This window comes from Paenibacillus sp. OK003 (assembly GCF_900109515.1).
Lineage (GTDB): Bacteria > Bacillota > Bacilli > Paenibacillales > Paenibacillaceae > Paenibacillus > Paenibacillus marchantiae.
The window spans coordinates 276,907-289,734 of sequence record NZ_FOBD01000001.1 but is presented as its reverse complement, the minus strand read 5'-3'; the positions used below and the strand labels follow the sequence as shown (position 1 = coordinate 289,734).

13 protein-coding genes are annotated in these 12,828 nt (G+C 40.7%); 1 reads left to right on the top strand and 12 read right to left on the bottom strand.

Going from position 1 to position 12,828, the window contains the following annotated elements; all coding sequences use genetic code 11:
• Position 1: 1 nt before the first annotated feature.
• The 8 genes from BMW94_RS01410 to BMW94_RS01375 all read right to left on the bottom strand — a co-directional run bounded on the left by BMW94_RS01410 (position 2) and on the right by BMW94_RS01375 (position 7,800).
• A complete protein-coding gene (locus BMW94_RS01410) occupies positions 2 to 1,273 on the bottom strand; it encodes an ABC transporter substrate-binding protein (RefSeq protein WP_090993749.1) in 1,272 nt (423 codons plus the stop codon).
• A 22-nt stretch (positions 1,274 to 1,295) separates the two neighbouring features.
• Positions 1,296 to 2,177 carry an AraC family transcriptional regulator gene (locus BMW94_RS01405; protein WP_090993745.1) on the bottom strand — a complete coding sequence of 294 codons (882 nt, stop codon included), beginning with the start codon at positions 2,175 to 2,177 and terminating at the stop codon, positions 1,296 to 1,298.
• Positions 2,178 to 2,713: 536 nt separating this feature from the next.
• Complete coding sequence (locus tag BMW94_RS01400) at positions 2,714 to 3,655, bottom strand: GNAT family N-acetyltransferase (protein WP_090993743.1); 942 nt, start codon at positions 3,653 to 3,655, stop codon at positions 2,714 to 2,716.
• Between the two features lie 79 nt (positions 3,656 to 3,734).
• Positions 3,735 to 4,793, bottom strand: coding sequence for an alpha/beta hydrolase (locus tag BMW94_RS01395; protein ID WP_090993741.1), 1,059 nt, complete (start codon positions 4,791 to 4,793; stop codon positions 3,735 to 3,737).
• 294 nt (positions 4,794 to 5,087) lie between these two features.
• Complete coding sequence (locus tag BMW94_RS01390) at positions 5,088 to 5,564, bottom strand: GNAT family N-acetyltransferase (protein WP_090993739.1); 477 nt, start codon at positions 5,562 to 5,564, stop codon at positions 5,088 to 5,090.
• A 68-nt stretch (positions 5,565 to 5,632) separates the two neighbouring features.
• Positions 5,633 to 6,184, bottom strand: coding sequence for a GNAT family N-acetyltransferase (locus tag BMW94_RS01385; protein WP_090993736.1), 552 nt, complete (start codon positions 6,182 to 6,184; stop codon positions 5,633 to 5,635).
• A gap of 153 nt (positions 6,185 to 6,337) precedes the next feature.
• On the bottom strand, positions 6,338 to 6,874 hold the full coding sequence (locus BMW94_RS01380) for a GNAT family N-acetyltransferase (protein ID WP_090993734.1): 537 nt from the start codon (positions 6,872 to 6,874) through the stop codon (positions 6,338 to 6,340).
• Positions 6,875 to 7,140: 266 nt separating this feature from the next.
• A complete protein-coding gene (locus BMW94_RS01375) occupies positions 7,141 to 7,800 on the bottom strand; it encodes a DUF4367 domain-containing protein (protein WP_090993732.1) in 660 nt (219 codons plus the stop codon).
• A gap of 214 nt (positions 7,801 to 8,014) precedes the next feature.
• Between BMW94_RS01375 and BMW94_RS01370 the strand changes: the two genes are divergently transcribed.
• Positions 8,015 to 8,362, top strand: a complete 348-nt coding sequence (locus BMW94_RS01370) for a hypothetical protein (RefSeq protein WP_090993730.1) — start codon at positions 8,015 to 8,017, stop codon at positions 8,360 to 8,362.
• A 19-nt stretch (positions 8,363 to 8,381) separates the two neighbouring features.
• On the opposite strand, the gene BMW94_RS01365 is transcribed toward BMW94_RS01370, so the two are convergent.
• The 4 genes from BMW94_RS01365 to BMW94_RS01345 all read right to left on the bottom strand — a co-directional run bounded on the left by BMW94_RS01365 (position 8,382) and on the right by BMW94_RS01345 (position 12,667).
• Positions 8,382 to 8,840 carry a GNAT family N-acetyltransferase gene (locus tag BMW94_RS01365; RefSeq protein WP_368086885.1) on the bottom strand — a complete coding sequence of 153 codons (459 nt, stop codon included), beginning with the start codon at positions 8,838 to 8,840 and terminating at the stop codon, positions 8,382 to 8,384.
• Between the two features lie 37 nt (positions 8,841 to 8,877).
• Positions 8,878 to 9,780 (bottom strand): aminoglycoside phosphotransferase family protein, encoded by a 903-nt coding sequence (locus BMW94_RS01360; RefSeq protein ID WP_368086884.1) that lies wholly within the window; start codon positions 9,778 to 9,780, stop codon positions 8,878 to 8,880.
• Between the two features lie 116 nt (positions 9,781 to 9,896).
• A complete protein-coding gene (locus tag BMW94_RS01355) occupies positions 9,897 to 10,961 on the bottom strand; it encodes a polysaccharide deacetylase family protein (protein WP_090993726.1) in 1,065 nt (354 codons plus the stop codon).
• A 488-nt stretch (positions 10,962 to 11,449) separates the two neighbouring features.
• A complete protein-coding gene (locus BMW94_RS01345; RefSeq protein WP_090993722.1) occupies positions 11,450 to 12,667 on the bottom strand; it encodes a glycoside hydrolase family 5 protein in 1,218 nt (405 codons plus the stop codon).
• Positions 12,668 to 12,828: the final 161 nt, after the last annotated feature.

The following is a 12,828-nucleotide window of genomic DNA, read 5'->3' as shown; positions in this document are numbered from 1 at the left end:
TTTATTGACTGCCAATAGCCTCGTTAATCAGCTTGGCTGTTCGATCCAAAGCCTCCTGCGGAGTTGCCTTATCGGATAGAACCTCAACAATATTATTTTTCAGGTCCGTTGAAATTTTGGATATAATCGTCTGTCTGGACCAGTCATTAGCTGCAAGAGGCGAACTGTTCTTCAGTTCATCCGCGAAAATTTCAAACATCTCCTTGCCATATTCATAATTCAATACAGAGCTGTCCTTCCGTGGACTCATAAACAATGATTCCTGATTATATTTTGAATTCACTTCTTTGGACGTTAAGTATTCAATAAATTCTGCCGCCTCCTGCTCATATCCGCTGCCTTTGAAAGCCATCAGAAACTTCCCGCCTGGTACGGAAGAACGTTGTGTTCCTTTTGGCATGTAGGTGACTCCCCATTCAAAATCGGTGATATCCTTGTAATTGCTGATCATCCAGTTGCCAGCCCAGTGGGTAGCCACCGTCCCGGAACGGAACAGGTTGTTCGGATTTTCACCTCCGAGCCATACCGATTCGGGCATGATCCCTTCTTCATGAAGCTGCTTGAACTTCTCCATGGAACGGATTCCAGCTTCACTGTTAATCGCTGCCTCAGTGCCATCCTCTGTTAAGATGCTTCCGCCATACTGATACAAAAGAGTGGACCATCGATGCGGAGTGACATCCCATACCATGCCATATCGTGCTCCGCCTTTGTCCATAACCTCTTTTAACGCAGCAGTGTATTCATCCCACGTCCATACCTGATCAGGAGAGGTCGGTACTTTGACGCCCGCTTTATCAAATAAGGTTTTGTTATAAATAAGCCCATTCGCTGTGACATCCATAGGCGCAGCTACCAGCTTGTCATTAATAACATAATAAGGTTTCAGAGAGTCGATAAATTGATCTGTGAATTGATCAGCATTGTCCACGTAAGGTGTAAGATCAACGGCTTGATTAGCAAATGATCCCGTATCCGTGACCCGGCTCAGGGCGGGCGGCTTTCCGCCAGATAACATCGTTTTTAATTTGGTTTGGATATCCTTAAAGCCTACTTCAATGAGATTGATCTTAACCTTGGTATTGGTCTTCTCATAATCTTTGATGATTTCCTTGATGACTTCTCCTTCTTTTCCGTCAGAGAACCACAAGAAATCTAGAGTTGCTTGTTTTGAACCAGCATTGCTACCTGAATTTCCGCAAGCAGTCAGTACGATGAGCAACACGATCAATACCAGATTGGTGCCGAGCTTAAACGTTGTTCTTCTTGTCATATCAACATCTCCTTGAATGGGATTAATGAATTTTGGCCTCGTTAAGCAATTCATTTTTACGGAATAACTGTGGTGATACACCTACATATTGTTTAAAGGCCCTGCTAAAATATACAGGTGTGTTAAATCCCAATGTCTCTGATATGGACAAGATCGGTGCATCCGTAGACAGCAACAATTTTTTGGCCTCTGCAACTCTTTTCCGTATTACATAATTGCTTATCGTATATCCCGTCGTCTCTTTGAAAGAATGACAAATGTAGTACTTATTCAAGTGGAGTGTTTTGGACAGTTCATCCAAAGATACATTCTCCGTGTAGTTCTGGTTTAAATAATGAAGAACCCGGCTTACGCTTGTCTGCTTTTGGGAAGAAAATAAAATAGGATTGGCAGATTGCTCACTAGTTGTTTTCCTGTAAATCCGCAGTAGCAATTGGGTAAGACTTAATTTGACCATTGTTTTGTACCCTGTATTTCCTGCCCCCATCTCCTCCTTGATCCCCTTAAATATAGCTGTGATATGCTCACGCTCCTCCGGGGGCCAATGCACCAATAACCCATTGGGATGACGGAATATGGACATCAGATTCTCCAACTGACTGACAGCAAGCATGTCCAAAAGCAATAATTCCGTGAAATTGACGAAACTTCGCTTGTACACCATTTCTCTTGAAGGATTAATCCGGTGGGGCACGCCCCCTCTGAATATAAACATATCTCCGGGTTGCGGTTTATATATTCGATCACCGATTAAAAAGGTCGCATCTCCTTGAATAAAATAATGTATCTCATACCCATTATGCGTATGAACAGGCCATTCATCCTGAAAATTATCTGCTTCTGATCGCACATAAACTTCATTTTCCTGCAAAGCAATATTCGTCGGGGTGTGTATGGTTAACATCAATAAAGATCTCCCTTCTCAGAATATAAAAAGCAATATAGTTTAATAATTTACAATGATAGCGCTTTACAATGAATTGTATCACAGTTATTTCGATTGAATCCGCACAATATTGCTGTATTGTTGATCACAATTGTTGAAAATGATTAGAAAGGATTTTATAGGAATTCGAAGATGGAAACAAAAAAACCGCTATCCAGCCCATAGGCTATCACGCGGTCAATTTTGGCTTCGCCTTTTAAATCATAAAGCCCCCTAACGCCTCCTCCATATTATCCTCATCGTTTTTCCCTTAGAATCTCCTTGATCTCTCTTAATTCTTGCAGTATTTCTTTGGTGTACTGGTTACTCTTGGAATTATCCATTCCGATTTTCACAACAAAAATACCAAGAAACAAAGACAATACCAACATTAATATAGTCCCAATAATAACCTTCCTTTCCTCAAGCAACAGAAACCCGAGAGATTAAAAAGAGCGAAGCTGCCCCCTCCAAAAGATTCTCTCGGGTTTGTTAATTAATTAATTTAACCGTGACTACTCATGTACAGGAACATACATCGTTTGTATCTCTTGAACGCCAGGAACAAATCCAAGATTAAAATAAACTGATTCGGCATCATTGCCTTCCATGACATATAACCTTAGAACTGGATACTTGCCTTTAAGTTCAGTCAGGGCTCTTTGCAGCATGCGTGTAGCAAGTCCTTTTCCTCTGTAAGCGGGGTTGACTCCGATGCTATATACTGCTGCTTGATTATCCTGCAAACAAAGGCGACAGTTGGCTATGAGCTGTCCAGTAACCTTATCATATACAAGTGTAGAAGCTTGAGTTAGGTCCTCATTGGTATAATGGACTTCTTCGTTCGGGATAAAGTCTTCCAAAGATGTTTTCTTTCTGCGTAAGGCTTCGAAACCCCCTACAAAGCTGTCAAAGTCACACTGAGCGATTTCATCTTCATTCATGTATTGCTTAGCACCCGTTTCATTCTCAATAATTTCGGGGCTCTTAATTATAAAATCATGATCCCAACGCACATTGAAATGATCTGTCGGGCGCTGCATCCAGCGACATCTGAACTCATCTGGCCAGAATCCAGCCCTCGTAAATAAATGTACTTGATCGGGGAGAATTTCATATATCTTGATACGTTGAGTTGGATCAGACCATTTGATGAGTATTCTTTTAAGAAGCTTCAGTACCTCAAATGAATCATTGAAGGGGGGCATAAAGAATAGATGATATAACGTATTGGGAGCCATCCTTACCCCACCGATTTTCGACTCTCCTTTATAAATCCAAAAAGAGTTATTCCGCGAAACATTGAAGTAGCCTTCCTCTCTAAAAAATCCAGTATAGGCCATATTATAATAGACAGAACAATACAGTCCCCATTCTTCGGGCTCAGCCTTTTGAATGGAATATTCATTTGATAAATTATAAGAATTAAGTTCCTCGGACCAATGATTTAATTCCATATGTCATTCCTCCTCATCCATGCTAACTACCTATAAAATATTTAAGGCATGTGTTATCTAAACATTTCTAGTCCCCTCCTTAAATAACATGTCCTTTACTATTTACTTGATCAATTCCATCTTTAATCTTATTTTTCAGCAGCTCATGAAATTTATTTTCTTCCTTCTTTAAATGCTCCTCAAGGAAAGCAGTAATATACTTATTAATCGTGGAATGCTTGAGTTCTATCCCATCTTCGTTGTAATGTATTGGAATATCGCTAAAAGTCATATGATGAGCACCGTTTAGTTTAATAAATGAACTATTCAGATCACTCGAGTTAAACAAAGACTCATACCCACTCAGTAACAAAGGTAATAGGTCTGGAGAGATTTCATTTTCCAGTTCTTCAAACGAGCATTTTTCTTGCCGAGCTACCAATAACGGAACAGATACTCCCTCTACCTTGCTCGTCGTCATTAAATGAAAACTAGGATCTAATAGAATGCTGGCCTTCATTCTCTTTTCTCTTTTAAGCAATTCATAAGCAGCAGCCCCACCTAATGAATGGCCAATGATCCCCATTTCATTCACATCGACTATGCTCCTAAGATCCTGATCTGAATCCAAGACCTCATCTACATTTTTCAAAACCCAACTCATATCTTCAACTCTAAGCTTCAATAATGGTTTCCAAGAATGAATATCTAAACTGTCTATTTCGGATATCTCATTGGATTGCTGGACAAAGCGACCGTCAGGAAAAATGGAAAATATAGATTCATGAGTGGCACCTATGGTAATGACAACAAATCCGCACTCCACTAAATGTTCTACACAAAAGGAATACATATCTCTAACTACACCAAAAGCCGGAGCTATAAAAATAACGGGACAGTTTTTAGCAGTAATATCAACACTCTCATCATTATGTATTTTTGTATCCAGATTACAAATATAATCCTTATCCACTCCCATACTAGAGAGCATATCAATAGAGGAAGAGATATTAGGTTCAAATAACGAAATATACTTCGACTCATGCTCCACTGGATTGGAAGGATAGTATATACTAATGAGCACTTCTCTGGCTTCCTTACTTATTGGATCAATACGCGATTCATCCTTTATAACAAAAACCTTTCTTCCAACAGTCATTGTATTCACCCTTATACTATTTTTCCGTCACCACAACGCATAAGTGGTGAGGGCGGCTTAATAATTTCATCTTATGCTTCTGGATAAAGGTCTGTTGATAAATATCGTTCTCCAATATTAGTCATGATCATACCTCCAAAATACATTTCCAACTAAAATAGTTGGTTTTAATATCACGTTATCATGTATGGTAAAAAAATACAACTATCGAAATTTTACTTTATGACATAGGGAAGCAAGAGCTTTTAGACTGAGTTTGAAACTTTGTTATAACATCCCATCTAAAAGTAGAAGTCACAGTTCCAATACTGTTATGAGTTCGTCGTGGCACACTTCACCATTTTCATGGAATCCAAAGCTCTCATATAGCTTTTTGGCAGCCAAGTTATCAGGACTATATGGAATCCAACAATAACGTGCAGGTCCAGCTGGGAAAGTTCGAATAAACTCCAATATTTTCTTTAACGCCTCCCGGCCATAGCCCATGCTCTGATGCTGCTTGTCAATCATCAGTCGCAAAATACAATAGTTATTGTCAGCAATGACAGGAAGATCATAACCCGTGATTCCGTAAGTTATCATTACAAAACCTACAGGCTGCTCATCTGCGTAAATGGCTAGTGGAAAGGGTGAGCCGCCATTGGTTGCAAGAACATAACACGAGGCTACACTTGAAAGGTTTGATGCAACATATTGTCGCTGCTCTTCTGAAACTTCCAGGTTAAATATAGAACGTCGGTTATCCAGTGTTATTTTTCTGAGCGTTATCATGCAGACTCTCTCCTCACCAAACATCATAGATTTAAGCGGTTTCAAGATAATAACCAGGTTCATTCTTATTAGATCTTCTTTCTCATATACAAAGCTATTTCTTCATTTTGGCTATGATTATTTGAATATAGTGATACATCAATTCCTTCAATTTGATAACCACATTGCATGTAAAAATGAATGGCTGGAACGTTTATATTCTGGGTTTCTAACGTGATCGCTCTGAAGCCCCGTTCCTGGGCAATCTCACTGACTTTATTGATCAACAGTCTCCCATATCCTTTTCTTATGTATTTTTCATTCACCTGAAGATGCCATATCATCAGCGTATTATTCCAAGTTTGTGGTTCAGAAATGGCGAGCGCTATGATTTTCCCATCTATATATATTCCATAAGAAAATCCCAGTTGTATGATTCCTTCATATCGTTCCAAATCATCTATACTGTTCATTTCTTCTTTTTCGTATATTTCATCCAGATTTATTAACGTTAAATGCATATTAAAGGAACCTTGTGTCTCCTGTTTGGTAAGCTCATATTTTTGAGTGGATTTATAACCAAAGCTTCCAAGTTGAAGCCAATCATCATTGGATAGATTCTGTATTTTCTTGATCTCCATTACTTCACCCCAGCATTAAAATACTTTGCGACTTGCTTATAACGTTGATTCCTTCTTGGTTATATCTCTTCTTTCGACCTTAATTTCCAAATCCCGACAGGACAAACCTGGCGGGATTTCGTTTGAATAGATATCGAAAGACGTTTTTAGTTGTTACGTAGCAACCACATGCTTCATCTCTGCACTTGCCATAAAGTCAGAACGATTCACGTAATACAAATCATAGATTTGTTCCGTATGGTTTATCAACTTATAGACTTCGTGGTATACGTCACTTGCTAATTTGACATAAGGCAATTTTCCAACCGCTTTCTTGGATCGAATGTTTTGTTTTCGAATTTTAAGAAATACTGTTTCAATTTCACGTTGAAGAAACAACTCAGCGAAAAAGGTTTCCTTTGCTCGTTGATTGTACCCTTTTCCAAAATAAGGGGCTCCAATCCATGTCGCAAGAAAACCTGTCTTATGTTCCATGTGATATAAATCAATGGTTCCGATGGGATGTCCCAGCTCATTAAGGATCGTTCTGGAAATACATGTGTTTTGCTCTTCTTCATCGATCACCTGTTTGGTTGCAAATAAATATTCTTCATAAGATCGGCACTTATGACGAACGTATGGAAAAACAGCGGGGTCCACCATTAAATCATGCAGTGTGTGGCATTCATGCAAGTCTCGTTTTTTCAACATTTAAACAACCACCTAGTCCTTTTAGTTCGCTGAGTCAAACAAACTAAGTATATAAAAGGACGTGTGGAATTTAATGAATTCTGCATTGCTTTTATGTAAAATCCATCATAGAAATATTTTCCAGATTACATGCATAAACACATCTTTTTTTGCCATATAGCTCAAAGAAATTAACATGCCAACTAAGGACAGAATAAGGACAGAATCCGCTTGCTGCTTGATCGTTTCAGGTTTGACATTCAATTCCATCTACCCAACTGAATTTGTCATTCGATCATGGATTCAGCGATATTCAGTACCCATTCTTGCGACATATCGCTTCCTACGATCTCATATTGCAACGCCTTACCACCCGCATCTTCTTCAATCCAGATCAATTGTCTGTTCTCAGCATTCGAAATATAATACGCCTCATGACCGCGCACATCCAGTTTCTCGATTTTGAATGATTCCGTATCCGGTACATGAATTCGGCTCTTGGTAGTGCCAAAAACGTGAAGCATAAATACTCCCCGATCCGATTGATATGTGATATTGATGCCTGTAATAACATGATTAGGTTTTAAATCTCTTATCACGACATTGCTTCCGGTCCTTTCGCTTTCTTCAATCATTTCATTTATTTCTTGGTTGGACAGGTTATCGAAGCCGTGAAATACTTTAATATCTTGCACAACCGAGCACGTTGGAAAACGGGGTTGCCAAGGGTGCAGCTTTTCTCTCAAGGCGCCAAAATCCCCCTCCCAATCTCTGGCTGCATAATTCGTTTGTTGAGAAAATTTGTTGTCCTCGGCGTTAGAGATATAAATGCCTTTTCCATCACCTGGCTTCAGATCCATAATAACTTGATGTACCATACCCTCATCTTCATTAGTCTGAAACTGAATTTTCCCAATTACATCTCCACTTTTGTTTTTAATATCCATGCCTTCAACTCCTCTTTTCAAAGTGTTTTTTTTGCAAGGAACTTGGTCATACCACTCAGTACGATGTTTGCTTCATTCATTTATTCTCGATTACCAGGCCAACTCCTTTCGTTGATCAAAAACAAATTCGCTAACAGCATTTCATGCCCATGGATAATTTTTTTGGTTCGAGGAAACATTATTTATACTACTTATCCCTGGGAGTGATGTTGTTATGCTGTACCTTATCAGCTTTGTGCTCATGTTTGCTGGCTTAGCCTGTATCAACATTATTTTTTCATATCAAAGCAAGCATATCGACCCTCAATTCTGGTCTACGTTTAAATTCCATCTTTGGATGCTGCCTTTATTTCTCGCTGCTAATCTAAGCGTAGGATACGGCATCAAATTTGGAATGAAAGCGGTCAGCCAACTGGGCTATGTTCTGGTCATTGCCAAATGCATAGAAGTGCTCATCTCCATATGGATGGGATACTGGTTTATGAAGGAGATCCCTTCCTGGAAAACGTGGATTGGGCTTGTGGTCATTATCATCGGTGTTGTACTGGTTAAGCAGAAATAGGAGTTAACTTAAAATGCTTTTAAAAAACGAACCGGTAAACAATTTCATCATCATATACGTCTCCGGTCTCTGAAAACCCCATTTTTTCATAAAGCTTTCTGGCAACTTCATTCTCTACGCATACAGTTAAATTCAAACACTTGCTGTGGACATAGTTCTCTTTTATATAGTTAATTACCGAATCTATCGTTGCTCTTCCATATCCCTTACCCTGATAACTTCCATCGATCATAAAACCATTCAACCAATAGGACCAAGCTGTTGTCTCATCGGCTGTGATCATGACAAAACCGACTAAGCAATGCTCCGTATTATATATGCAAAATGGCAGATACCTGTACTCATCACCGTCTGGACGAATGTGTACTTTCGCTAGGGACACAGCTACTGATGGAACATTATGATTTTGATTGGCTTGAACTTGTAAATTTAATGCCTCTTTCCAGTTCTCTCTTGTAGTAGGTATTAATCTGATCAAAATAATATCACTCGTTTCATTTCATTTTTTATTTGGATTAACTCCAATCATCGAAATGCTTCTCAAGGAACCTTACTTCCTTCTCATAATGAGCCAAATGCCCCTCTTCAATCATTTTGATAAAAGCTATTTCTCCAGACGATGCCCGATTAGATAGTGTGGTGCACATGAAATGAATTCGAGAAATTACCCACTCCTTCAGATCTGTTGGCACATCCATACCATAAGCTTTAAAAAATAATGCTATACGTCTGTTCCGCTCAGATGCATGATCCTGTTTATGATATGGAACGACTTCTCTTTCATCTTTACCCGGTGAAAAGCCTGCAAGGGGGACGGCTGTATACAACGTATAAACGATATCCCATAGACGTGGACCAGGCCCCGCCATGTCAAAATCAATGATTCCAACAGGAAGCCGATCTTTAAATACAACATTATACAATGCAAAATCATTATGACACACAACTTCATGCTGAGTACTATCTGAATACGCGTTGGATGAAGGCGAAAAAGATGTAAAACCTACCGTTGCATCATGATAACTTCTCAAGAGTTTGGCGAGTTCGGTTAACGTCTCATCCGACCACATGTAGCGTTCAATTTCTGGATACTCATTTCCGGAAACTACGCCTTCGATATAAGACAGAATTTCTCTCCCCTGCTCATCGCGTCCCAAGTATTTCGGGGAATTGGGATAGCCAACCTGTTCAAGATGTTTAAGCAATGCATGTACATATGAATTCGGTTTAGCATCCCGGCGAACTGTATTTCCAACTTTCGTAACCTTGTTCACATTGCCTCCAGCTAAAAGTTCCTCATGTTCTGACAAATGTACACCTCCTTGATCGGTAATCTGTATCCATTCTAGCTTGGCCTTTAAAGTTAATATCTGGGCTTCAAATAAAACATCATCATGGATAACTTTTTCGATTTCCATCTCCCTATTCCTGCATAAAAATCCCGCCAAGATAAGACTCGACGGGATTTCTTTCTAAAGAATTGACATCGTTTCATTCAAACCATTCATAACATTCAAATGACCACTTCGGTTTTTTAATTTATCTCCAAATAATCAAGGTAAATATCCCATGTCCCGTCATCTGCCGTCACAACAAGTTGAATCTCTTGGTTTCCGGTCCCATGACTGATATTGTTAAGGGTGTAGACCGCAGGACTGCTTCCGCCGAAGTAAAAGGTTCCTTTCGTCTGGCCGCCGATCTTCAAATCCACTCTGGCCATGTTTGAATTACTCGAAGCCCCGCGGAGAGAGAAATTGTGTGTGCCACTCGCAAAATTCTGCGTGTATTTGACCAAATCATTATTAGCATACAGAACAACTCCGTTAAATGGCGAGCTGATATTGCCGGTATACTGGCCGCCTTTAGTCATATTCTCGGCTTCCACTTTGGTTCCGGTGCTTGGAGGATTAGTCGTGCCTCCATCAGGGGCAACCGCCCGTCCCGTACTCGAAGAGATCATGCCGGAGCAAAGGCCGCGGCTCTTCAGATTTTGCGCAATCTGCGGAATCGCTTGCAGTGTCGTCTGGTATTGATCATGCATCAGAATAACGTCACCACTTTGCATCCTGTTCACTGCGGCTACGATCTGGGCGGTGGTGGCGCCATTCCAGTCCTGGGAATCCACGTTCCACAGCACTTCGGTAAGACCGTTCTGACTGATAACGGATTTCAAAGTTGCGTTGGTCGCGCCGTAAGGCGGTCTGAACAGCTTCGGTGAAGTTCCGGTAATCGACTGGATCGTCTGCTGTGTCCGAGTAATTTCCGAAGACATCTGGGAGCTGCTCAATGTTGTCATATTAGGATGCGTGTAGGAATGGTTGCCAATCCACATGCCCGCGGCCACCTGCGCACTAACCAGAGATTGATTGTTTTGCGCGTTTTGTCCCACATTGAACATCGTTGCACGCAAACCCGCCTGCTTCAGTGCATTGAGCACGTTTGTTGTGTTATTGCTTGGACCATCATCGAACGTCAAACCTACATAACCGTTCGGACAACTGGCATCGGCCGCGCTGGCGGAAGGCAGGGTCGGGATGGTGAACAACGTACTCAAGAGGGCAACAGACATTACTGCCTTTACAAGTTTTGCTTTGAACATTATAAATACCTCCTCTTCAATATCATGCCAGTATCGTTGTCCACGGCACTCCCAGCCGCTTCAACTCTCTCAACTACATTAGGGAATTTGAATGTAGCCTCCTCTCTTTCTATTTTCCACCCTCAAAAAAGCGCTTTCATAAACATGTTTGCTATTTTCCTTTTAGGTAGTATGAGAGCACTTTCTTCCAGGTGAATCCAGTATAAACGATGTAGGCACTTAAAGTAAATTGAATTTAATCCATATTATTCTATTTATTCACGCCATTCTTCCCCCTGGATACCTCCGACCTTATGGAGATGGATCGTACAGCCATAAAACTACTCTCCAGCTATTCTTTGGCATACCAAGGGGCATATATTTCGTCGTTCGTGTCATAGACCTGTTCCAAATCATTTATCGCTTGATAGCGAAAAAGGCTTTCTTCGCCCCGCTGGTTATAACCTTTTCCAAAATAAGGCGCTCCAATCCACTTGGCAAGGAAGCCCTTATTGTATCCCTTGCATAATTGCATTAATAATGCCTTGCTGAGTTACCGTGTTGTTGGATCGGTTGAACAAGCCAAATCCATGCTGGCCATTGTAACCATTATCCCAGTATACAGGAACCATTTTGTACGCTTTGGCTTTTGCTGAAATCGCTTTCGCAAATGCGGCACGGTACACGTTGTTTGTGGAATCATATGCTGTTTTGTCAATCGCGCCAAATTCGCCGATTACGACAGGATAACCTTGAGTTACAAATTTATCGTACATGGATTTAAACTGCGATTCCAGATAATCCTCTTGCCCCCAAGTTGACTTCTTGGCAGGATTGGTGGCAGTGGCTCCCCATTGCGTTATATTTCCGTTTTCTTCACCTGCAAAATCCCAAGGAGAGTAGTAGTGAGCCGAGATCATAATGCGTTTCTGTGAACTAGGGATTGTAGAGGATCTGTACGTGTCTGTTGGAAGAACGAAACCATAATTGCCAACAGTGTAGTCAATATTTGTGTTCCAGCCCGGAATGAGTAACCATCTGGCACTGTTGTTCCCTCCCGTTTTTCGAACCGTATCCACGAAGATTTGGTTGTATGCGTTAAGGTTGGCGTAGTATGCGGAATTCGGATTCCCATAATTGCCATCAAAAACTTCGTTCATCGATTCAAAAATAAGCCGCTCATTATAATTGACAAATTTATTGGCGATTTGCTGCCACACCCGTTGGTATTTATCCTTAATGGCAGCTTGGTTACTACTATTCACCAGCAACCATCCACCCTGAACGGTGTTATAACCATCCCCATGAATGTTAATAACAACATACAGGCCTTCGTTATAAGCATAATCAACGACCGTTTTTACTCGGTCCAGCCATGCTGTGTTCACAGTATAATTGGGAGCGCTTCCAATATGATTTAAATAAGATACCGGAATCCGAATCGTCTTGAAGCCTGCTGCTTTCACTTTTTTTATTAACTCGGGAGTAACGACAGGATTGCCCCAAGCCGTCTCACTTGGCGTACCATTCACCGTAGCCTCAAGCTGATTGCCCAAGTTCCATCCGGCACCCATTTCCGGAATAATCTGCGAATCCTGTAGTGACCTAAAATCCGATGTGATGGGCGTTGCTGCAGATGCACGACTGTTCCAACCGGTAAAAACCACTGTTGCCAGCAAAACCAGAGCTAAACTGCAAACACCGTATTTCTTCATTTTCATGAGCATGTCCAAACCTCCGCTTATATTATTGGTCGTGCAACAAGCAGAACATTTACCATGAACAGATAAAACCATTGATACTCTACTCCCATGCCTCCCCTCTATTGTGGGTCGTAATCAGTAAATTAACTCCTATCTGCCAGTTCCCATGACGGATAGAAACGTAG

Excerpts from the sequence above, each read along its gene's own strand:
- BMW94_RS01410 (WP_090993749.1), bottom strand. The coding sequence starts at position 1,273 with ATGACAAGAAGAACAACGTTTAAGCTCGGCACCAATCTGGTATTGATC.
- BMW94_RS01405 (WP_090993745.1), bottom strand. The coding sequence starts at position 2,177 with ATGTTAACCATACACACCCCGACGAATATTGCTTTGCAGGAAAATGAA.
- BMW94_RS01400 (WP_090993743.1), bottom strand. The coding sequence starts at position 3,655 with ATGGAATTAAATCATTGGTCCGAGGAACTTAATTCTTATAATTTATCA.
- BMW94_RS01395 (WP_090993741.1), bottom strand. The coding sequence starts at position 4,793 with ATGACTGTTGGAAGAAAGGTTTTTGTTATAAAGGATGAATCGCGTATT.
- BMW94_RS01390 (WP_090993739.1), bottom strand. The coding sequence starts at position 5,564 with ATGATAACGCTCAGAAAAATAACACTGGATAACCGACGTTCTATATTT.
- BMW94_RS01385 (WP_090993736.1), bottom strand. The coding sequence starts at position 6,184 with ATGGAGATCAAGAAAATACAGAATCTATCCAATGATGATTGGCTTCAA.
- BMW94_RS01380 (WP_090993734.1), bottom strand. The coding sequence starts at position 6,874 with ATGTTGAAAAAACGAGACTTGCATGAATGCCACACACTGCATGATTTA.
- BMW94_RS01375 (WP_090993732.1), bottom strand. The coding sequence starts at position 7,800 with ATGGATATTAAAAACAAAAGTGGAGATGTAATTGGGAAAATTCAGTTT.
- BMW94_RS01370 (WP_090993730.1), top strand. The coding sequence starts at position 8,015 with ATGCTGTACCTTATCAGCTTTGTGCTCATGTTTGCTGGCTTAGCCTGT.
- BMW94_RS01360 (WP_368086884.1), bottom strand. The coding sequence starts at position 9,780 with ATGGAAATCGAAAAAGTTATCCATGATGATGTTTTATTTGAAGCCCAG.
- BMW94_RS01355 (WP_090993726.1), bottom strand. The coding sequence starts at position 10,961 with ATGTTCAAAGCAAAACTTGTAAAGGCAGTAATGTCTGTTGCCCTCTTG.
- BMW94_RS01345 (WP_090993722.1), bottom strand. The coding sequence starts at position 12,667 with ATGCTCATGAAAATGAAGAAATACGGTGTTTGCAGTTTAGCTCTGGTT.